This is a genomic window from Mesorhizobium sp. C399B (assembly GCF_030323185.1).
Classification (GTDB): Bacteria; Pseudomonadota; Alphaproteobacteria; order Rhizobiales; family Rhizobiaceae; genus Mesorhizobium.
The window spans coordinates 2,561,082-2,582,223 of sequence record NZ_CP100472.1 but is presented as its reverse complement, the minus strand read 5'-3'; the positions used below and the strand labels follow the sequence as shown (position 1 = coordinate 2,582,223).

The window sequence follows — 21,142 nt, the reverse complement described above, 5'->3', positions numbered from 1 at the left end:
GGAGCATGACGGCACCGATGAAAGCTGCAGCGCGCGAAGAGCGATCCTCCGACACGTCTGGAAAAACCGAGCCGGAAAAACGCGGCCGCAAGGCGTCGAAGGAGGTCAGGCAACAGCAGCTGATCGAAGCGACCATCGATTCGCTGGCCAAGCGCGGTTATTCGGAAACGACGATGGCCGATGTCGCTGACGGCGCCGGCCTGTCGCGCGGCATCGTCAACTTCCATTTCGAGAGCAAGGAGAAGCTGCTCGTCGCCACGCTGGCCTATATGGCCGACGAATATGCGGCGCATTGGCGCGTCGCGCTGACCAAGGCCGGCGAGGATCCAGCCCGGCAGCTGCGGGCGCTGGTCGCCGCCGATTTCGACCGTTCGATCTGCAACAAGCGCAAGCTCGCGGCGTGGTGCGCGTTCTGGGGCGAGGCCAAGTCGCGGCCGACCTACCAGGCGCTGTGCGGCGCGCGCGACGCGGCCTACCAGAAGATCTTCATCGACCTCTGTGCCACGCTCAAGCAGGGCGGTGGTTACGCCTATGAGCCGCAGGTCATGGCGCTGGCGCTCAGCGCCATGCTGGAGGGCTTGTGGCTGCGGCTGATGATGGGGACCGAGGACGTCACCCGTGAGAGCGCGCTACAGGCGGCAAACGAATTCCTGTCGGCCGCCTTTCCGAAGCACTACCCGCCGGACAGCGGACGTTGACAACAACCGGCGGATCCAAGCCGGAGCGAACAATCAGAAACAAAGAGGATGGAACAGCATGAAAAGAATAGCCCGACGCCTGACACTGACATTGGCGCTGACGGCGACGCTGGCTGGTTCGGCCGCGGCGATTGCGGTCGCCGCCGACAAGGACCTGATCGTGTTCGACTGGTCCGGCTATGAGGACCCGAGCTTCCACCCCAAATATGTCGAGAAGAACGGCGACTCGCCGACCTTCGCCTTCTTCGGCGACGAGGACGAAGCCTTCGAAAAAGTGCGCTCCGGCTTCAAGGCCGATCTTGGTCATCCCTGCTCGCAGAGCGTGACAAAGTGGCGCGAGGCGGGGCTGCTGCAGCCGCTCGACACCTCGAAGATCACCGGCTGGAAGGATCTCAATCCCGGCATCATGGCGATGAAGGATCTGGCCACCACTTCGGACGGCAAGGCCTGGTTCATGCCGTGGGACTGGGGCAACACCCAGCTCACCTACAACTCCGACAAGATCGACGCGAAGGATGTGCAGTCGCTGAAGGCCTTCGCCGATCCCAAGTTCAAGGGGCGGGTCTCGATCGGCGACAATGTCGACGACGCCTATGCGCTGGCCAGCCTTGCCATGGGGCTCAAGGACTGGACCAAGATGACGGACGACCAGTTCAAGCAGGCGTCCGACTTCCTGCGCCAGGTGCACAAGAATGTCCGCTCCTACTGGACCGATACCACGGACGTCGTCCAGTTGCTGAGCGGCGGCGAGGTCGATCTCGCCTGGGCATGGAACGATGCCACGGTACAATCCGTCGCTGCCGGTGTGCCGATCAAGTCCAAGAAGGATACGGACGAAGGCATCTCGACCTGGGTCTGCGGCTACGTGCTGTTCAAGGACGCACCCGGCAATGTCGACAAGGCCTATGACTACCTCAACGCGATCAACGATCCCGAGACCGCCAAGGTGCTGGTCAAGGACTGGGGTTATGGCCAGGCCAACGCCAAGGGCATGGCCGGCGTCGACCCGGCGATCCTGAAAGAAAAGGGCTATGACGATGTGCAGAGATTCGTCGACAAGACCCTGTTCCAATCGCCCGTGCCGTCGTCGCTCAAGCTCAAGATGATCGCCGAATTCGAGAAGATCAAGGCGGGGTACTAAAGGTCTGTCCGGCTTCCTCCGTCTGCCTGTCAGTGCGCCGGGCAGACGGTCTCGCCAAGGCCGCTGAAATTCCGTAACGTCGCCCGGCCGCTTTTCGCGATGAGGAGTTTCGCGCCATGAATTCCATGCTTCGCCGCCTTGCTCTTGCTGCCGCCCTTACGGTCGGCGCAGGCGCCGTGCTTGCTTATGCCGAAGGCGGCGGAGACCTCGTCGTGTTCGACTGGTCGGGTTATGAAGATCCGTTGCTGCACCCTGACTACACCGCCAAATACGGCGCCGAGCCGACCTTTGCTTTCTTCGGCGACGAGGAGGAAGCGTTCCAGAAGATGCGCGCCGGCTTCAAGGCCGACATCGCCCACCCCTGCTCGCAAAGCGTGACCAAGTGGCGCGCGGCCGGCATTCTGCAGCCGCTCGACACCTCCCGGATCGCCGGCTGGCAGGATCTCAATCCCGGCATCATGGCGATGAAGGATCTCGCCGTCACCGCCGACGGCAAGGCCTGGTTCATGCCGTTCGACTGGGGCAACACTTCGCTGCTCTACCGCACCGACAAGGTCACGGCGGAGGAAGCGCAGTCGCTGAAGATTTTCGCCGATCCCAAATTCAAGGGCCGCGTCACCATCGGCGACAATGTCGATGACGCCTATGCGCTGGCCAGCCTGGTCATCGGCCTCAAGGACTGGACCAAGATGACCGACGCGCAGTTCCAGGAGGCGTCCGCCTTCCTGCGTGACGTCCACAAGAACATCCGCTTTTACTGGACCGACGACACCGACCTCAACCAGGCCTTTACCGGCAATGAGGTCGACCTCGTCTGGGGCTGGAATGAGACCTTCGTGACGCTCAAGGGCCAAGGCATGCCGATCGCCATGAACCGCGACACCAGGGAAGGCATATCCACCTGGGTGTGCGGCTATGTGCTGATGAAGGACGCGCCGGGCAAGCTCGATCAGGCCTATGATTTCCTCAGTGCGGTCAACGCGCATGCCGTGTCCGATTACTTGGTCAAGACCTTCGGCTACGGCCACGGCAACAGCGCCGGGATGGCCGCGATCGACCATCAGGTGCTGAGCGACCGTGGCTTCGACAATCTCGACAAGTTCTTGGACAAGACGCTGTTCCAGCAGCCGGTGCCGCCTGAGCTCAAGCAGCGCATGGTCACGGAATTCGAGAAGATCAAGGCCGGCTATTGAGCGACAGGACTGAAAGAACCGATGTCGTCATCGTCGGCGCCGGTTTCACCGGCCTGTCGGCTGCGCTTGAGCTGAGAAAGGCCGGCATCAATGTCGTGCTGCTCGAGGCACGCGACCGCGTCGGCGGCAGGGTCGAGGCTATTCGCAACGGGCTTGGCGAGCGCATCGACAGCGGCGGCCAGTTTTTCTGCGAAGACATGCCGGAGGTGACGGCGCTGGCCGCGTCCCGTGGCAAGGCCTTCGTCGAAACCTATGTGAATGGCGATTTCATCACCCATCCATCGCTGTCGGTCGAAGAGGCCGAACGGACCTATCATGGCGCGATGGCAATCCGCGAGCGGATGAATGCGATCGAGCCGGACGATCCCTCGATCGCCGGCATGAGCGCTGCCGCCTGGCTCGAACGCCAGCATGATCCCACTGACGCCAAGACGGCTTTCCGCTCGATGATCGAAGGCCTGTGGTGCTTGGCGATGCACAAGGTGCCGCTGTGGTACCTCATCGACAATGACCGCCGCATCACCAACGAGGTGCCGGAGCTGCAGTATTCGCTGCTCGAAACCATGCAGTCGCTGGCCGACGACATGGCGGGAGATCTCGGCGACAGGGTTTGGCTGAACGAACCGGTTACGCGCATCGAGCACGGGCCGCAACGGGTTCGTGCCGTCTCGGCGAGCAACTCCATCGAAGCGCGAAAAGTGCTGGTCGCGCTGCCGCCGGCGACGGCCGCGAAGCTGGATTTCGCGCCCGCTCTGCCGCCGGCTCTCGCAAAGGCGCTCGGCGTCTGGGAAAGCGGTGCGGTGATCAAGATCCTGGTGCGCTATCCCACGCCGTTCTGGCGCGAGCGCGACCTGTGCGGCATGGTGATGTGGCGCGACCTGCCGGGCCTGTTCGCCTGTGACGCCAGCAAGGATGCGCAACATGCCGCGCTGGTCGTCTTCGTCGGCGGACCACTGGCGTTGCGTTGGCGTCCGCTCGCGGACGCGGCGCTGCGTGCGGAGGTCACGGCAAGGCTCGTTGATGCCCTTGGCCCGGAGGCGGCCGATATTATCGATTTCAGCCAGCGCGACTGGATCGATGACCGCTGGAGCGGCGGCGCCTACAGCGACCTTATTGTCGATGTGACGGCAAGGGATGCCGAGCGCACGATCCGTGCCGGCGCAGATCCTGTTCATTTCGCATCGTCGGAACTGTCGCCGTCATTCCCGGGTTATGTCGAAGGCGCCATCGTGATGGGGCGGATCGCAGCCAAACAGATCGCGACGGAACTTAAAATTCTTAGTGGAGCATGATCTTATTCCGAAAACCGGTTTCCACTTTTCGGGATCATGCTCAGTCCGCCATCGCCACCAAGGCCTCCGGATCGTAGCCGAGGCGGATCGAAGTGCCGACGGGGATATCGTCGGCGCCGAAGTCGTTGGTCTCGGTGACCGACAGTGGCTTTTCCAATCCGGGTATCTCGACGATGAGATGGGTGATCTCGCCAAAATAGTGGCGTTCGACCACCTTGCCGGCCACTTCGAATTTCGCCGTCGCATTGTCCCACAGCACGCGCAATCGCTCCGGCCTGATGCCCAGAGTGGCGCCGCCGCCATTGCGCATGAAGGCCTTCGGCTTGTCGGTCCTGACGCGGCCGAAGCCCAGCGTGTCGACGACCAGCGAGGCGGCATTCTCCTCTATAATCTGCGCTTTTACGAAATTCATGCCGCCGAGGAAATCGGCGACCTGGCGGTTGACCGGCCGCTGGTAGATTTCCTTGGGCGAGGCGACCTGGGCGATCTTGCCGCGGAACATTACGGCGATGCGGTCGGACATAGCGAGCGCCTCATACTGGTCATGGGTGACCAGCACGAAGGTGATGCCGACCGCCTGCTGCAGGCGGCGCAGTTCGACCTGCATCTGCTCGCGCAATTTCTTGTCGAGAGCCGACAGCGGCTCGTCGAGCAGCAGCACCTTGGGCCGCATCACCAAGGCGCGGGCGAGCGCCACGCGCTGGCGCTGGCCGCCGGAAAGCTCGGTGGCGAGGCGTTTGCCGAGGCCGGTGAGCGACACCTGCGCCAGCCCTTCCTCGACGCGGCGCTTTTCTTCCGTTCCTCCCAGCCTGAGCCGTTTCAGCCCATAGGCGACATTCTGCTCGACATTGAGATGCGGGAAGATGGCATAACTCTGGAATACCATGTTGGTCGGCCGGCGGTTGGCGGGGATGCCTTCCATCGACTGGCCGCCGACCGAGATCGAGCCGCTGGTCGGGTTGTCGAAACCGGCAATCATGCGCAGCAGCGTAGTCTTGCCGCAGCCGGAAGGGCCGAGCAGCGAAAAGAATTCGCCCTCCTTGATGGTCAGCGAGGCGTCGTCGAGCGCCTTGAACGCCCCATAGCTGCGGGTAACGCTGCGGATTTCGATCATTGCTCGGTCGGTTTGGGGTCGATCAGATTGGGCCCGCTCGGACTTATCTTGCTTGGATGGTTCATCCTGAGGCCGTTCGGCCCGGGACTGCTCAGGCATAGAGGCCTCCCTCGCTCTGGGTGCGTCTGGCCGCATGGCGGCGCAGGATCTCGGCAACGGTCATCAAAACGAAAGAGGCAACCAGCAGCAGCGTGCCCAGCGCCAACACACCCGGCAGCTTGGCGGCAAAGCGCAACTGGCCCCAGATATAGATCGGCAGCGTCGTCTCGGTGCCGGTCAGGAAGAAAGCGATGACGAACTCGTCGAGCGAGATGGTGAAGCAGACCAGGAGGCTGGAAATGATCGCCGGCGCCACCATCGGCAGCGTCACCCGCCGGAAGGTGCCGAAGGCACTCTCGCCGAGATCGGCGGAGGCTTCTTCGAGGCTGCGGTCGAAGCCCTCGAAACCGGCGGTCAGCACCGTCATCGAATAGGGAATGCAGATCAGGACATGGCCGAGTACGACGGTGAACAGCGAAAGGCTCAAGCCCAGTTGCAGCATGACCAGCAGCATGGAGATGGCGAGGATGATTTCCGGCAGCACCAGCGGCGCCATGATCAGGCCATTGATTGTGCGGCGGCCGGGATAGCGGTAGCGGGTGATCGAGCGGGCGGCGAGGATGCCGAGCAGCGTCGCCAGCACCGATGCCGAGATACCGACGATCAGGCTGTTCCAGGCGGCGTCAAGCAGCGCCGGCGTCTTCGGCAGGTCTTGGTACCATTTCAGCGTATAGCCGGTGAGAGGAAATTTTGGCGTCGGCGCGGTGTTGATCGAGAAGATCGGCAGGAAGATCACCGGCAGATAGAGAAAGACGACGTAGAGGAAGGCGTAGGCGGACAGCCAGCCGCCGGGAAAAAGGCGCCGCCTCGCTGTCATCGCGCCAGCCTCTGCAGCGCGCGGATGATGAGCACGGTGGCGCCCGCCATCAGCGTCACGACCAGCATGGTGGTCACGGACAGTGCCGCGCCGAGTGGCCAGTTGGAGGCCTTATGGAACTGCGACTCGATGGCATTGGCGATCATCACGCCATCCTTGCCGCCGACCAGCCTTGGGGTGACATAGTCGCCGACGGTGGGGATCATGACGATGAGAGCGGCCGAGATGACGCCCGGCGCCGACAGCGGCAGCGTCACGCGCAGGAAGGAGCGCAGCGGGCCGTCGCCAAGATCGGTGGCAGCCTCGACCAAGGTGCGGTCGACCTTCTCGAGCGAAACGAAGATCGGCAGGATGGCGAAGGCCGCCCAGGCGTGTGTGAGCGTGATGATGACGGCGCTGGAATTGTAGAGTAGCGCGGTCGATGGTTCGTCGATGATGCCGAGGCCCATCAGGCCGGAATTCAGCACGCCATTATAGCCGAGGATGACTTTCCATGACATCACGCGCAGGAGATAGCTGGTCCAGAACGGGATGGTAATCAGGAACAGCCACAGGCTCTTGTGGCGACCGCCATGGAACGAGATGAAATAGGCGATCGGATAGGCGAGGATGACGGTGAAAAAGCTCACCGTCAGCGAAATGTAGAGCGAGCGCCAGAGCAGATCGCGGTAGATCGGCTCGGTCAGCGCGATGCGATAATTCTCCAGCGTGAATGTATGGTCGATGGTGAGGTAGTTCTGCGTCCAGAAGGAGTGGGCGAAGACCACCAGGATCGGCACCAGCAGCAGGATCAAAGCGTAGACCAAGGTCGGGCTGATCAGGGCAAGGCCCTGGACGGACTCGGACTGCAGAAGGGCGTTTCGCCTTGCTCGCGTCATGCGCCGCGTGGGCACCCCTTCGGCAGCTACCGTCATTGCAGCGACCCGGGCGTGATCTCGGTTGCTGGCTCGAACTGTTCCGCCATGATGCTCCCTTCGACCGGGCCGGCTGCCTGTTCCCAATTTTTGCGGAGCGCGCTTTGCTGGTTGCGCGCTCCAAGCTTGCCGGCTTTCTTTCATCATGAGCGCATCCGTGCATTGAAATCAAGCGCTATTTCTGTAATATTGATTGAACGGACATTCAAAATGGAGTGAAGAAAGCCGGCTTTCCTGCCCTTGGCGCTTCATGTTCTGTCCGGTGAAAATTACGCTCAGACGATGCGAGGCAATGATGGCGGCTGCAAGAGACCTAAGAGCGATGGAAATGGCTGACGGTGGCGATGCGGTCGAGCTGGCCAAGCGCCATCTCATCCAGCCCTGGCCTTATGCCGGCTCGGTCGGCAATGAAGCGCGTGCGCTGATTGGCGAGGGCGATGGCATCTACATCACCGATGTAACAGGCAAGCGACTGATCGACGGGCCGGCCGGCATGTGGTGCATCAATGTCGGCCACCGCCGCGAGGAGCTGGCCAGGGTGATGTACGACCAGGCGATGATGCTGTCCTACAACACGCCCTGGTATACGATGAATGCGCCGTCGGCCGAGCTCGCCAAGCGCCTCGCCGATCATGCGCCGGGCGATCTCAGCCATACCTTCTTCACCACCGGCGGATCGTCGGCTGTCGAGACGGCACTGCGCTTCATGCAGTTCTACAACAATGTGCGCGGGCGGCCGGAAAAGAAGCTGATCCTCAGCCGCGGCGGCGCCTATCACGGCTCGACCTATCTGTCGGCCTCGCTCAACGGCCGGCCGCGCGACCGCGACTGGATGGACGGCGCCGACGATCTGGTCGTCAAACTGTCCTCGCCAGACCCGTTCCGGCGGCCGAAAGGCATTGACATCGCCGCCTTCTGCGATTTCCTGGTCGATCAGTTTCGCGATACGGTCGCCCGCGTCGGCGCAGAGAAGATCGGTGCTTTCGTCGGCGAACCGGTGCAGGCATCCGGCGGCGTCGTCGTGCCGCCGGATGGCTATCTCAAGCGCATTCGCGAAATCTGCAGGGACAACGATATCCTCTATATCTCCGATGAGGTGGTGACCGGCTTCGGGCGGCTCGGCCATGTCTTTGCCTCCGGCGATGGCTTCGGCATCGACCCCGACATGATCACCTTCGCCAAGGGCGTTACATCAGGCTATTTCCCGCTTGGCGGCGTCATCATCTCGGAGCGGCTGCTTCAGGAAATGCGCCGTTCCAACCATCCCGATGCGATGTTCGGCCATGGCCTGACCTATACCAGTCATCCCATCGGCTGCGCGGTGGCGCTGAAGAACCTCGATATCCTGGAAGACAGCGTGCTGGCCCACACGCGCGATGTCGCGCCCTATTTCCAGGCGCAGTTGAAGACGCTGGAGGAACTGCCGCTGGTTGGCGAAGTCCGCGGCATGGGCCTGATGGGCTGCGTCGAGTGCGTAGCCGACCGCGAAAGCAAGGATCCGCTGCAGCTCGACAAGGATGTCGGCAAGCGCATCGACGCGCATTGCCACGAACTCGGCCTCCTGGTCCGGCCGCTGATCAACATGTGCGTGATGTCGCCGCCGCTGATCATCACGCGAGAGCAGATCGACGACATGGTGGCGATCCTGCGCGAAGGCATTTCGCGGACCATGGATGATCTGCGCAAAGAGGGCGTGTGGCAGGGGTGACTGGCAGTTCCGCCCCTACACCTGCGAGCGCATAGCCTCATTGAGGTTCCACATGTCCTTCTCCTCCGGCGCCGTCTCCAGGCCCAGCACCGGGATCTGCTTGCGCAGATGGTCGTGGTGGGTGCGCACACCGTATTCGAGGTCGGAGAGATAAAAACCCTCGAAGGCCTCCGAGATCATGGACTCGTTTGACCAGACGGAAAGCTGCACGTCCTCGTTCATGGTGTCCCGGTCGATGCGGTAGGCGAGATAGCGGGCGGCCGCCTGTTCCCGGGTCTCGTCGGGGTAGCGGTAGATGGCGCCGCGCAGCAGCGTCTCGCCGGTCGACAGCGGGAACTCCTGATAGAACTGCACCGATTCCGGCATGATCGACAGCGCGTTGTTGGGGAAGATGCCGTAATAGATCCAGGCCCTGCGCAGATGCTCCGGCAGGTGTGAGGCATCGGGCGTGAGCTTGATGTATTCGCGCACGCTCCAGCGCCGGCCGGCATGCGGATTGTAGGTGGCAAACGAGCGCGACACGCCGTCGATGAACGGCTCGTCGAAATAGGTTGAGCCGTAGAGATCCTGCAGCGCCGGATGCGCCATGGCAACGTGGTAGCCTTCATTGTCGACGTCGCGCACCGACTTCCAGTTGACCGGCGTCTTCTGTGTCCAGATGCCCCAGGACGGCACCATCTCGGTCACATTGTAGTGTGCCATCTCGGCCTCGATCGGCTTCAACAGTTCGGCCACCGAAGGCTGCGGGCCGCCCTTGCGAAAGCGGACAAAGATGAAGCCCATCCATATCTCGAGGTTGAGCGGCATCAGGCCGAATTCGGTCTTGTCGAGCTCGGGGAAGGAGCGCGGCCGGGCGGCGCCGCGCAGCGTGCCGTCGAGATTGTAGACCCAGCCATGGAACGGGCAGACCAGCGCGTTCTTGCAGGTGCCCTGGCTGTCGGCGACGACGCGGCTGCCGCGATGCCGGCACATGTTGTTGAAGGCGCGCACGATGCCGTCCTTGCCGCGCACGATGAGCGCCCGCTCGCCGACCACGTCCATAGTCAGATAGTCGCCGGCATTCGGCACGTCGCAGACATGGCCGGCGATCTGCCAATGGTTCCGGAAGACGTATTCCTTCTCAAGTTCGAGAAGCGCGTCGGAGTGATAACTCCAGCCCGGCAGACCCCGCCGGTCCCAATCATTGGGGATCGCCACGTCACGGAGATGCGGGTTCATAAAAAAGCTCTTCTTTTATTGAATACTCATTCAATAAAACCATATTTTACATTGAAATGCAATGGCTTGTAGAAATCACAACTTTTCAAGTCGGCACAACAGGACCAGCTGAAAGCCAGAAAATCCCGGAATATCCGGGCGTTAACCGGGGGCGTGAAATAGCTGTCCGGCATGCGGATTTGGCCGTGCCGAGCTTGCAAACACGGCCCGCTCCGAGACGAAAATACCTGGCGTCCGCAAATTCGATCCGCAGTGTGAGCTTGTTCATAGTGCGGCCGACAGGAAGCGGGCTTGGTGCGTTCGCGGCCCGCCTGTCGTCAACATTTGATTGCCCGGATGAAACAGCTTCGCAAACGCATCTTGCCGTCGGCACATGACCGGATCTGTCCGGATATGCCCGAATTTCTTGTTTCAAACCTGTTACGCGGGCAAGCCAAGCGCATCATTCGCCCGTTACCAGGCGCGCTTAGGTTCGTTTCATAAGAAAACGAAGGGGAGCAGCAATGCATACGAAAGTCGAGATCACCAGCAACGAACGACGCGCCAAACTGGCACTGCGTCAGCGCGCCAGCGACCATCCGGTTGCGATGTTCTCCATGCTGGGCGCCTGCGCTCTGGCCGTCATGTTCCTGACACCGGCTTCCGGTCCGGCTTTTGCTTCGCTCAACCCGCCGGCCAATGTTGTCCAGGGCGCGCCGACCACCATCAAGACCGCCCGGCTGCCGGAGCCGGAAATCGATTTTGCCTGCCAGGGTCAGGCCTGGGGCGCCGAGAGCGCGGAGTGCCTGCGCGTCATCGCCGCCCAGTCCGGCGTGCACAAGGCGCGTTCCGTCCGCATGATCGCCAACGCAGCGCCGCTGACCACGACACCCAACGTTTTCTGAACCTCCCGAGCGCTTCCTCCCGCGCTCGTTCTTGGCTCCCGCCGCTTCCCTCGGTCGGGAGCCTCTTTTTTAGGGCCTATCGATATTCGGGTGAGGCCGGCCTGCGCATGGAGGTTCCCTGCGCTTCCGGTGCTCGCGTACTTCAAGTACGCTCCGCTCCGGTTCTCGGGAACCACCATTCTCGACTCGGCCTGACCCGAATCTCGATAGACCCTACATGGGTGCTTCCGAAAACTTAGCCGGCGGCGGCGACCTGGTCGGCTATTGCCGAGAGTACGCCGCGGACGTCCAGCGTCGAGAACGGCTTTTCCAGGATTTGCGGGCGCTGCGGCGCCGGCAAGGCTTCGATCTCGGCCTTGGCGCCGATCAGGTCGCCGGTGACCAGCACGAAGCGTTTGGCCAGCGCCAGGTTGTCGGCGAGCAATTCGCGGTAGATGGCAATGCCGCTGGTGCCGGGCATGCGCAAGTCGGAAAAGACGATGTCTGGCGGCATGTGGCCGGTCAAGGTCGCCGCCGCCGACGTCCAGGCCGGCACGACCCGCGACTTGATACCCATCAGTTCCAGGATGTCGGAGAGGGAGCCGGCGACGTCGGGTTCGTCGTCGATGATCAGCGCATGGCGCAAGCCGCTGGAACGAGCCGGGCTGTCGCCGGCTGCTGCCGCGCCGCCGGTGATTACCGGCAGCTGGACGACGAAGCGCGCGCCACGCGGCAGCACCTCCTCGAACCAGATATTGCCGTTGTGGCGCTCGACGATCGATTTCGAGATCGACAGGCCGATGCCGGTGCCGACGCCGACCGGCTTGGTGGTGAAATAGGATTCGAAGATGCGGCTGCGGATCGCCTCGGGAATGCCCGGTCCGTTGTCCTCGACCGAAAACCCGGGGTTGCCGCGATCGCTGCGGAATGTCCGCACCTTGATCAGGCGGTCGCCGCCGATACCGGCCAGAGCGTGTTGGCTGTTGATCAGGAAATTGGCGGCCACCTGCGTGACGTGGTCGGCATCGGCCATCGCCAGCAGCGGGCCGGGCGCGAAATCGGTGTCGATGATGATGCCGCTCGAGCGTGCGCCATAGGCGGTTACTTCGAGTGCGGCGCGGATCACCTGGTTGAGATCGGTCTCGGCCTGCGCCGCCGGATGCAGGCGCACCATCGACAGGAAGCTTTTGACGATGCGGCCGCAGCGCTCGGCAGCGGCGCGCACTTTCTCGGCGCGAACCTTGGTCTGCGGGTCGGTGGCGAATTCATGCAGCAGCGTCGACTGCGCAACGACCACGGCGAGCGGGTTGTTGAGCTCGTGCGAAACACCGGCCAGCAGTGAACCCATCGCCGCCATCTTCTCGTTCTGGTGCAGTTTTTCGCGCTGGCGGTTGATCTCTTCTTCGGCGCGCAGCTTATCGCGCAGATCGCGGATCGAACCGAAGATGAGCTGACGGTCAGCCACCCGCATCTCGGTCGCCGTCAATTCGATGGGAAACACCTCGCCGGCCGCATTCTGTGTCACGGTCTCAAGCCGTTGGCCAACCATCGGCGCGCCGCGGCCAGACATGTATTCGGCGCCCGAGACATAGCCCTTGCGGTAATATTCCGGCACCACGGTATCGAGCAGGTCCTTGCCGAGGATGTCGCTGCGCTGATAGCCGAACATCTTTTCGGCGGCCGGATTGAATTCGATGATCGAGCCGGTCTCGTCGATGACGATGATGGCGTCGAGCGACGCCTGCAGCATGGTGCGGCGGATGACTTCGCTGGCATGGGCGTCGGACGGCGAGTGCTCGATGGCGTCGCCGATGGCGAGCGCGATGATGTGCATCGTCGCCTCTTCCTCTTCGGTCCATTCGCGCTCGTTTAGGCAGTCATTGACCGCGAACGTGCCCCACAGATGACCGTGCGCGAACACCGATACCGACAGGAACGACTTGATGTGCTGCTTTTCGAAATCGGCCCTGAGGAACCCGTCGAGATCGCGCGTATGGCCGGCGAAGATCTTGCCTTGCCGCTCGTCCTCTCCAATCCGCTCCAGCAGCGGATCGGTATCGACGATCGACTGCATGATCACCGTCGGCGAAGCCAGTTCGCCGCCGAAGCGAGGATCGATCCAGTAGGCGGCGACCGATTGGGCGAAGCCCTGGCCGGGCAATTCGCGCAGCCTGAACAGGATGCCGCGCTGGCAATTCATGGCGCTGCAGAGCGTTTCGAGGATGGTTTCCATCTCGCGCTGCCAGTCGCCGGCATCGCGCAACCGGCGGACGACGCGCACAGCCGCCATCGCGGCGCTCTGGCGAGCGCCTTGCGGGTCCATACGTGGTGCTGGTTCAGCGGTCATGTCAGCCATCAGTAAAGGGCCGTCGAATTAGGCAGCTATGGAGCATTTCACGAAAAAGGTGAAACGCTCCATGTTTCAATGTAATCCCGAACGGAAATCGCTACGCACTGTTCCTGGAATTGCTAGAGCGTTTCACCGTTTCACGGAAACGGAGAAGCCTCTATCTCTTTGTTTTTACGCAATTCCGGGCGGAAAACCGCGTACACTTTTCCTGTAATTGCTCTAGTGCCCGTCACCGGTCGGCAGCGAGAAGATATAGCCTTCGCCGCGCACTGTGCGCAAAAATTTCGGATTGGCCGGATCGGTTTCGATCTTCTTGCGCAGCCGCATGATGCGAATGTCGACGGCGCGCGACGATTCAGGATCCTCAACAAAACCAATCGCCTCGGAGATCGCCGATCGCGTCAACAGCCGGTTGGCGCGGGTCAGGAAAACCTCCAGCACATCGAACTCGCTCTTGGCCATGTCGATGACGGCGCCGTTGGCGCCGGTGACAAGCCTGCCGTCGAGGTCGGCCTGGAACGGGCCGAAGGTCAGGCGGCGGCCGCCATCGGCTTGTGTCTTCGCCGCCTGGGGCGGGCTCGGCTGCGGAACGCGGCGCAGCACGCTGCGCACACGAGCCAGCACCTCACGCAACTCGTAGGGCTTGACGATGTAGTCGTCGGCGCCAAGCTCCAGCCCGACAATGCGGTCGAGTGCGGTGCCGGCAGCCGTGGCATAGATGATGCCGACCGGTATTTTCGAGCGCAGCCAGCGGCCGAGCGACAGTCCGTCCTCGCCCGGCATGGCGATGTCGAGAATGGCCAAATGAAACGATTCCGTCTCCAGCAAGGCGCGCGCCTCGGCCGCGCTTCCGGCCTGGGTCACATCGTAGCCGTTGGCGCCGAGATACTCGGCGACCGCGTCCCGGAGATCGGGCTCGTCCTCGACGATGACAATCCGTGCCCGCACTATGGCCTCGCTCCCGCTTTCAGCGGAAAGTAGATTGGGTATAAACATGATGTCCAGCACTCATATCCGGTTGCGGGGGAACGGGAAGAAAAACATGGCTGCACGATCCGTCATCGCGCTGGTTTCCGTCGCCGATGTGGTGGCCGGCGATCTTGCCGATCATCTCGACCGGCGCGGCCATGACGTGCGCGAGGCGCGGCAGCCCTGGGAAGCTGAATCCCTGCTTTCGGCCGGAGGCATCGATATCGTCATCGTCGGCGACAGCCTCAGCCAGGCGGAAGGGCGGGACCTGCTCAGGCGTTATGGCGGCGGCCAGAGCGCGGACGGGAAGGCGGGGCCGGATTTCATCCTGATCTGCCGGCCGGCCGATCTGGTCGACAAGGTGCTGGCGCTCGAGCTTGGCGCCGCAGATGTCGTCGAAAGTCCGCTCAATGTCAGGGAGCTTGCCGCGCGCATCGGCGGCCTGCTGACGCGGCGCGGCAGGTCCGCCCAGGAACTGATCGTGCTGGAAAATGCCACCGTCGATTTGCGGTCGGCCATCGTCATGCACCGTTCGGGTACGGAAGAACAGCTGTCGCCGGGCCAGGTGGCGCTGCTCAGGCTGTTTCTGGCCAGCCCGCGCAAGGTGCTGACGCGCGACGACATCATTGCGGCGGCGCCCGCCGAAAATGCCGATGCCTTCGACCGCTCGATCGATTCGCGCATCGTGCGGCTGCGCCGCAAGCTCGACACCGAAACCATCACAACTATACGCGGCGCAGGCTACCGGTTCGACCCGCCGACGCAGCGCGCCGACTGAGGGTCGGGAGGCTGGATTGTTCCTCGGCTCGCCCAAAAAAGCTGCGCAATCTCGGGCGCCATGCATAGGCGTCAGCGCACCACCAGAAGCGATGGTCCCGACGGCAATTCGCTGGCGACTACGATTTCGCTGGCGGCATGCGCGCGGTCCTTCAGGAGAACCGTGGCGAGACCGGCAAAGCCGAGCAGGCCTTGTGCATAGAGCAGTACCGAAAGCACGGAGGCTGCAGATTTCGTCTTCATCGGTTGTCCCCAAAAATCAGAACCGCGGGTGCTTCAGGATAAACCCGAAGTGCCCGCGTCGCCCACGGAGCCCCCCGTTGCGACGCGGGCCTTCGGTCCTCTCGGCAGCAAGTTGCCGGAGGGGCCGCGCATCCACTTCAACCCGAGGCCGACCCGCCAGAGGGCCCTGAGACGGTTGATGCGCAGACTGGAGACAATCCAGACCAAGGCTATGAACAGCGCGGCATGCAGCGTCGAAATCTCACCCGAATTCATCACCGCCAGTTTCGTCATCGGGGTGCCGGCTACTGTGCCGATGCCGCCGACGACAAATGCGGCGATGCTTATCCTGAAGAGCCAGGACAGGGTGGTCGATTTGATGCTCATTTTCGTTGGCGCCGGCTGTTCTCGTTGGGATGACTGTGCCGCGAGCCTGTAACCAGATCATGCCGCCCAGGCCGCGCTTTGTTGCAAGTCGGTTTCGAGCGAAGCCAATCTTCTTTCATATAAGGACATCAGCACTTTCGTTTGGGGGCGCGGTGCGTGATCGGGAGTGCGCAGCGAAGGCGGAGCACGCTTCCCTTGTCCACCTTGCTTGTTAACCAGAGGAAACAGATTCGAAACACAAACGAGCCTCAGCGAAGTCAGTCTGAAACATGGCGCGGGGATAAGGCGGCCACCGAATTGACGCCGGCAGGACCGGCAAAGAGGAGCCATCATGTACAAAGCCATTTCCGCCAAACTCATCAACGTCACCGCCGCAGCCGGCGGCGCCGCGCTTCTGCTTGGCACCGCCAACAGCACCGCCCATGCCGCGGCAAACCAGATCGTGGCGCGTGTTTCGCTGTCGCAGCAGACCATGGAAGTGCTGGTCGATGGCCGGCCGACTTTCGCCTGGAAGGTCTCGACCGGCGACAGTGCGCATGTCACGCCGACCGGCTCGTTCAAGCCGACCCGCATGCACGAGATGTGGCATTCGAAGAAATACGACAACGCGCCGATGCCGCATTCGGTCTTCTTCAGCGGCGGCTACGCCGTGCATGCGACCAACGCCATCAAGCGGCTGGGACGGCCGGCGTCGCATGGCTGCGTGCGGCTGCATCCCGACAATGCCGCCGACTTCTACCAGTTGGTCGAAACCTTCGGCCCGACCAACACCAGCATCGTCATCGTCAAGTAGCAGACTGCGTTTGGAGCGATGGTGCAGCGCAGCCGGCCAGGTCATGCCGCACCGCAAGTTCCCGCCTGAAGCTCCATCAGAGCTTCGCGGTAAATCAATCCAGTCAAAAAAGAGGCCGGAAATTTCCGGCCTCTTTTCGTTTGTTCGCTAACGCCGTTCGCAGCTCAGTCCGCGTGCACCGGCATCAGCTTCGGGTCTGGCTTTTCGGCGTGGTGCGGCAGGTCCTTGCTGGCGATGAAGGTGTAGAACATCGGCACCACGAACAGGGTGAACATGGTTCCGACCAGGATGCCGGTGAAGATCACGAGGCCCATCGAATAGCGCGCCGCCGCACCAGCACCACTGGACACGATCAGCGGCACGACGCCGAGCGCCATCGCCGCTGTCGTCATCAGGATCGGCCGCAAGCGCACCTTGGCCGAGGCGACGATCGCATCGCGCCGCCTCATGCCATGCAGCTCGCGCTGCTGGTTGGCGAACTCGACCAGAAGAATGCCATGCTTGGTGATCAGACCTATCAGTGTGATCAGGCCGACCTGCGTGTAGATATTGAGCGTTCCAAGCCCCAGATTGAGCGGCACGATGGCGCCAAAGATCGACAGTGGCACCGCCATCATGATGATCAGCGGGTCGCGGAAGCTTTCGAACTGCGCCGCCAGCACCAGATAGATGACGATTACGGCGGCTGCGAACGCGATAAGGATCGTGTTGCCCTGCTCCTTCTCCTGCCGGGACTGGCCGGAATAATCGATGAAGAAGGTATCGGGCAGGCTCTCCTTGGCAAGGTTCTCCAGGGTCTGCAGCCCGTCGCCCGTGGTGACGCCGGGAAGCGGCAGCGCTGATATCGTCGCCGAGTTCAGCTGGTTGAACTGCTCGATCGCGGCCGGCGCGGCGTTGGTCGAAATCTTCACTACCGCTGAAAGCGGCACCATTTCGCCGGTCACGCTACGCACGAAATATTCGCCGAGCTTCTCGGGATTGTCGCGGAATTCCTTCGGCACCTGCGGGATGATGTCGTAGCTGTTGGAGTCGCGGTCGAACTGAGCCACTTCGGCGCCGCCGACCAGCAGCGTCAGCGTCTGGCCGATGTCGGCGATCGGCAGGTTGAGAGCCGCCGCGCGGTCGCGGTCGATGGTCACCGTCACCTGCGGAGCGTCAAAGGACATCGAGTTTTGCACGACGATGAAGCGGCCGGAGGCCTGCGCCTTGTTCTTAATCTGCTCGGCCGCCTCGTAGACCTCGGCGGAACCACCGGTCGAGCGCACCACCATGGAGATCGGCAGGCCGCCGCCGGAGCCCGGCAGCGTCGGCGGCGCGAAGACGAAGGCCTCGACGCCGGCCACCTTGCCGAGGCGTCCCTGGATATCGGCTTGAAGCTCCTTTGAGTTGCGCTGGCGCTCGGCCCAATCCTTGAAGGCGAAGCCGACAAAGGCGCCGTTGGTGGCGCCGCCAAAGGCAACGGCAGAGAATTGCGCCCTGGTTTCGGGAATGTCCTTCACCAGGCCGAGGATCTGGTTGACGTAGGTCTCGGTGTAGTCCGAGGTCGCGTAGCGCGGTGCCGTCACGATCGACAACAGGAAGCCCTGGTCCTCTTCCGGCGCCAGTTCGCTCGAGGTCTTGGTGAACATGAAGCCGGTGAGCGCAACCAGCGCCACGACCATCAGCAGTGTCACCGGTCGATTTCTCAAGGAGGCGGTGACCGCCCGCTCATAGACATGCTCGACACGGCTGAAGGTTCCGTCGACGACGCGCTGGAAGCGACTGTGCGATCCCGCCTTGAGCAGACGCGCCGCCATCATCGGCGTGATGGTGACGGCTATGAGGCCGGACAGCACCACCGAACCGGCGAGCGTCACCGCGAACTCGCGGAACAGCGCGCCGGTCAGGCCGCCGGTGAAGGCCAGCGGCGCGAACACGGCGGCGAGCGTGATGGTCATGGCCACGATGGCGGAGAAAATCTCGCGCATGCCGTTGAAGGCCGCCTGCATCGGCGACATGTGGTCCTCCTCCATGTGGCGATGAATGTTCTCCACCACCACGATAGCGTCGTCGACGACAAGGCCGATGGCCAGCACCATGGCCAGCAGCGACAGAAGGTTGATCGAATAGCCGACCGCAAACAAAAGAAAGCAGACGCCGACCAGCGACAGCGGGATGGTCACGATCGGCATCATCACCGAGCGGAATGAGCCGAGGAACAACAGGATGACCACGACGACGATGGCGACGGCTTCGGCGATGGTCTTGAACACTTCATCGATCGAGGCGCTGATCTGTTCGGTGGAATCGTAGACGATTTCGATGGTCATGCCTTTCGGCAGCGTCTCTTGAATCAAAGGCACGATCTTGTGGATCGCCTCCGCCGTTGTCAGCGGGTTGGCGGCCGGCGTCGGGAAGATGGCGAGGAAGGTGCCGGGCTTGCCATTGAAGCTCACCCTCGTGTCGGTGCTCTCGGCGGCAAGCTCGACTCGCGCCACGTCGCGCAAGCGCACCACCTGGCCGTCCGTCGAGCGCAGCGGAAGCTCGGCAAAGGCCTCAGGCGTCTGCAGCGTCGAGCGAACCGTGATCGAGGAGACGACATATTCGTTCTCGGTGTTGCCGGGCGCCGACAGGAAGTTGGAGTTGTTGATCGCCGCCAGCACTTCGGCGGCGGTGACGCCACGCGCAGCAAGCTTGACCGGGTCGATCCAGACCCGCATCGAATATTCCTCGGCGCCGAAGATCTGCACGTCGGCGACACCTTCGACCGTCGACATGCGGGGCCGCACGACGCGCTCGATATATTCGGTGAGCTGCTCCTTGCTCATGTTCGGATTCTGCATCGAGATGTACATCATCGCGAACTCTTGGCCGGTGCCCTTGACGATGACCGGGTCCTTGGATGCATCCGGCAAGGTGCCGCGTACGCCCTGCACCTTCGACAGGACCTCGGTCAGCGCGACATCCGGATTGGAGCCGAGCTTCATCTGGACGACCACAGTGCTCGAAGACGGCCGGCTGGACGAGGTGACGTAGTCGATGTTCTCGGTCGAGGCGACGGCCCGCGCGATCGGGGCGGAGATGAAGCCCTGGATCAGGTCGGCGCTGGCGCCGGGATAGGCGGTGGTGATGGTGATCGCCGTCTCGTCAACCTTGGGATACTGCCGGATCGACAGGTTGAAGATGCCCTGGAACCCGAGGAGCAGGATCATGCAGGCGAGGACGGTGGAGAGGACCGGCCGGCGAATGAAGATGTCGGAAAAGTTCATTGCTGAGCCTGCTGGTTAGCCGACTTGCTGGGATCAATGGTGTTGTCGACAGCGACGGACATGCCGTTGAAGAGACGGTTCTGACCGGCGGTGACGACCTCGTCCCCGGCCTTGATGCCCTCGATGATCTCGACCATGCCGTCGTTGCGGCGGCCGGGCTTCACGAACACCTGCGACAGCACGAGCGCCGGCTTTTCCGGTTCTGCCGCGGGCTTCGCGGGGTCGACAGCCGGCTTGTCCGCGGGCTTCGCCGCGGCGTCTTCGGCAGCCGGTTTCGCGCCGGCCGGCTTTGCATCTGCCGCCGGCTTTGCCGCGTCGGCCCCTGCAGCAGGCTTTTCCTCGGGTTTCGCGGCTGGGGCGCCTTCCGCCGGCTTCGCCGGAACGACGACGAAGACGAAGTCGCCATAGAGGCTCGACGTCAATGCCGTCTGCGGCAAGGACAGAATGTTTTTCTCCTGCGGCAGCTCGACGCGAACCTGGACGAACTGGCCGGGCGTCAGCTTGCCGTCGGGGTTGGCGACCTCGCCGCGCACGGACACCAGGCGGCTTGAAGCGTCGATCTTGGGATCGATGCCGCGAATGGAGCCGGCAAACGGCATGTCGGCGCCGCCGCCGGTGCCGCCGAGGCCGAGCCGCACGGCCTGGCCTATCTTGAGCAGCGGCAGCTGCTGTTCGGGTACCGAGAAATCGACCCGCATGGTGTCCAGATCCTGCAAGGTCACCACTGCGTTGCCGGGCGAGAGATATTGGCCGAGGTCGATCTTGGGGATGCCCACGGTGCCGGCGAAAGGCGCCGTCAGCTGCTTCTGATCAAGCACGGCCTGCAGCTTGTTGACCTGCGCGGCGGAGGCCGATGCAGCGGCTTGAGCGGTGTCGAGCGTGGCATCCGTTCCGACGCCGCGCCGCTGCAGTTCCAGCGCGCGTTCGAGCGCCGTCTTGTCGGACACGGACTGCGCCTTGGCCGCGACGAGATCCGCGCGTTCGACGGCATCGTCGAGCTGCAGCAGGACCGAATCGACAGGCACCTTCTGGTTGGCGTGGAAAAGGATGTCCTTGACGATGCCGCTGGTCTCGACGGTAAGGTCGACACCGCGCACGGCGCGTACCGTGCCGATCGCCTCGACGCCCGGCGTCCAGTCGGAAGGCTTGACGACAACCGTCGATACGGTCGTCGCCGGCGGCTTCATGGTGGCGAAATACTGTTTGATAGCGTTGTCGCGGAACAGGTTGAAGCCGACAACGCCGACGCACACCAGAGCGAGCAGAAGCAGAATTGCGGTGATAGAGATGAAGCGCTTCACGAACTGTCCCCTCGGCCGGTGTCCGGCAAAATAGCCGA

18 protein-coding genes are annotated in these 21,142 nt (G+C 62.7%); 8 read left to right on the top strand and 10 right to left on the bottom strand.

The genetic code is table 11. The features are described from left to right. Window positions 1–17: 17 nt before the first annotated feature. The 4 genes from betI (at window position 18) to NLY36_RS12220 (ending at window position 4,324) form a co-directional block, all read left to right on the top strand. The gene (gene betI / locus NLY36_RS12235) at window positions 18–698 is read left to right on the top strand and encodes a transcriptional regulator BetI (protein WP_023670076.1); all 681 of its coding nucleotides are present in this window, start codon (window positions 18–20) and stop codon (window positions 696–698) included. A 58-nt stretch (window positions 699–756) separates the two neighbouring features. Beyond that, a complete protein-coding gene (locus NLY36_RS12230; RefSeq protein WP_023696413.1) occupies window positions 757–1,839 on the top strand; it encodes an ABC transporter substrate-binding protein in 1,083 nt (360 codons plus the stop codon). 116 nt (window positions 1,840–1,955) lie between these two features. Beyond that, window positions 1,956–3,032 (top strand): extracellular solute-binding protein, encoded by a 1,077-nt coding sequence (locus tag NLY36_RS12225; protein ID WP_023735210.1) that lies wholly within the window; start codon window positions 1,956–1,958, stop codon window positions 3,030–3,032. Further along, window positions 3,029–4,324, top strand: coding sequence for a flavin monoamine oxidase family protein (locus tag NLY36_RS12220; RefSeq protein ID WP_023683950.1), 1,296 nt, complete (start codon window positions 3,029–3,031; stop codon window positions 4,322–4,324). Before NLY36_RS12225 ends, NLY36_RS12220 begins: the two co-directional genes overlap by 4 nt. 40 nt (window positions 4,325–4,364) lie before the next feature. Here the strand turns inward: NLY36_RS12220 and NLY36_RS12215 are convergent, their stop codons facing one another. The 3 genes from NLY36_RS12215 to NLY36_RS12205 form a co-directional block, all read right to left on the bottom strand. Beyond that, the gene (locus NLY36_RS12215; protein WP_023683949.1) at window positions 4,365–5,438 is read right to left on the bottom strand and encodes an ABC transporter ATP-binding protein; all 1,074 of its coding nucleotides are present in this window, start codon (window positions 5,436–5,438) and stop codon (window positions 4,365–4,367) included. A 91-nt stretch (window positions 5,439–5,529) separates the two neighbouring features. Further along, window positions 5,530–6,354 (bottom strand): ABC transporter permease, encoded by an 825-nt coding sequence (locus tag NLY36_RS12210; RefSeq protein WP_023670071.1) that lies wholly within the window; start codon window positions 6,352–6,354, stop codon window positions 5,530–5,532. Then, on the bottom strand, window positions 6,351–7,268 hold the full coding sequence (locus tag NLY36_RS12205) for an ABC transporter permease (protein ID WP_023701363.1): 918 nt from the start codon (window positions 7,266–7,268) through the stop codon (window positions 6,351–6,353). The genes NLY36_RS12210 and NLY36_RS12205 overlap by 4 nt, the downstream gene beginning before the upstream one ends. A gap of 295 nt (window positions 7,269–7,563) precedes the next feature. Between NLY36_RS12205 and NLY36_RS12200 the strand changes: the two genes are divergently transcribed. After that, on the top strand, window positions 7,564–8,976 hold the full coding sequence (locus tag NLY36_RS12200; RefSeq protein ID WP_023670068.1) for an aminotransferase: 1,413 nt from the start codon (window positions 7,564–7,566) through the stop codon (window positions 8,974–8,976). A 15-nt stretch (window positions 8,977–8,991) separates the two neighbouring features. Here NLY36_RS12200 and NLY36_RS12195 read toward each other — a convergent pair whose 3' ends face one another. Continuing rightward, window positions 8,992–10,194 carry an aromatic ring-hydroxylating oxygenase subunit alpha gene (locus tag NLY36_RS12195; RefSeq protein ID WP_023670067.1) on the bottom strand — a complete coding sequence of 401 codons (1,203 nt, stop codon included), beginning with the start codon at window positions 10,192–10,194 and terminating at the stop codon, window positions 8,992–8,994. 503 nt (window positions 10,195–10,697) lie between these two features. Between NLY36_RS12195 and NLY36_RS12190 the strand changes: the two genes are divergently transcribed. Next, window positions 10,698–11,078 carry a hypothetical protein gene (locus NLY36_RS12190; protein WP_023670066.1) on the top strand — a complete coding sequence of 127 codons (381 nt, stop codon included), beginning with the start codon at window positions 10,698–10,700 and terminating at the stop codon, window positions 11,076–11,078. A 235-nt stretch (window positions 11,079–11,313) separates the two neighbouring features. Here NLY36_RS12190 and NLY36_RS12185 read toward each other — a convergent pair whose 3' ends face one another. Next, window positions 11,314–13,404: a hybrid sensor histidine kinase/response regulator gene (locus tag NLY36_RS12185; RefSeq protein ID WP_023670065.1), complete on the bottom strand. Its 2,091-nt coding sequence runs from the start codon at window positions 13,402–13,404 to the stop codon at window positions 11,314–11,316. A 222-nt stretch (window positions 13,405–13,626) separates the two neighbouring features. Continuing rightward, a complete protein-coding gene (locus NLY36_RS12180; RefSeq protein WP_023670064.1) occupies window positions 13,627–14,355 on the bottom strand; it encodes a response regulator in 729 nt (242 codons plus the stop codon). 94 nt (window positions 14,356–14,449) lie between these two features. Between NLY36_RS12180 and NLY36_RS12175 the strand changes: the two genes are divergently transcribed. Continuing rightward, on the top strand, window positions 14,450–15,154 hold the full coding sequence (locus NLY36_RS12175; RefSeq protein ID WP_023670063.1) for a response regulator transcription factor: 705 nt from the start codon (window positions 14,450–14,452) through the stop codon (window positions 15,152–15,154). A gap of 71 nt (window positions 15,155–15,225) precedes the next feature. Here the strand turns inward: NLY36_RS12175 and NLY36_RS12170 are convergent, their stop codons facing one another. Both NLY36_RS12170 and NLY36_RS12165 read right to left on the bottom strand, forming a co-directional pair. Further along, window positions 15,226–15,396: a hypothetical protein gene (locus NLY36_RS12170; protein WP_023670062.1), complete on the bottom strand. Its 171-nt coding sequence runs from the start codon at window positions 15,394–15,396 to the stop codon at window positions 15,226–15,228. 33 nt (window positions 15,397–15,429) lie between these two features. After that, entirely contained in the window at window positions 15,430–15,762 is a 333-nt protein-coding gene (locus tag NLY36_RS12165; protein ID WP_023670061.1) for a hypothetical protein, read from the bottom strand. 331 nt (window positions 15,763–16,093) lie between these two features. Here NLY36_RS12165 and NLY36_RS12160 point away from each other — a divergent pair, with 331 nt between their 5' ends. Continuing rightward, a complete protein-coding gene (locus tag NLY36_RS12160) occupies window positions 16,094–16,555 on the top strand; it encodes a L,D-transpeptidase (RefSeq protein WP_023683946.1) in 462 nt (153 codons plus the stop codon). A 164-nt stretch (window positions 16,556–16,719) separates the two neighbouring features. Here NLY36_RS12160 and NLY36_RS12155 read toward each other — a convergent pair whose 3' ends face one another. Next, a complete protein-coding gene (locus NLY36_RS12155) occupies window positions 16,720–19,803 on the bottom strand; it encodes an efflux RND transporter permease subunit (RefSeq protein ID WP_023696405.1) in 3,084 nt (1,027 codons plus the stop codon). Next, window positions 19,800–21,104, bottom strand: coding sequence for an efflux RND transporter periplasmic adaptor subunit (locus NLY36_RS12150; RefSeq protein WP_023735209.1), 1,305 nt, complete (start codon window positions 21,102–21,104; stop codon window positions 19,800–19,802). Before NLY36_RS12150 ends, NLY36_RS12155 begins: the two co-directional genes overlap by 4 nt. Between the last annotated feature and the right edge of the window lie 38 nt (window positions 21,105–21,142).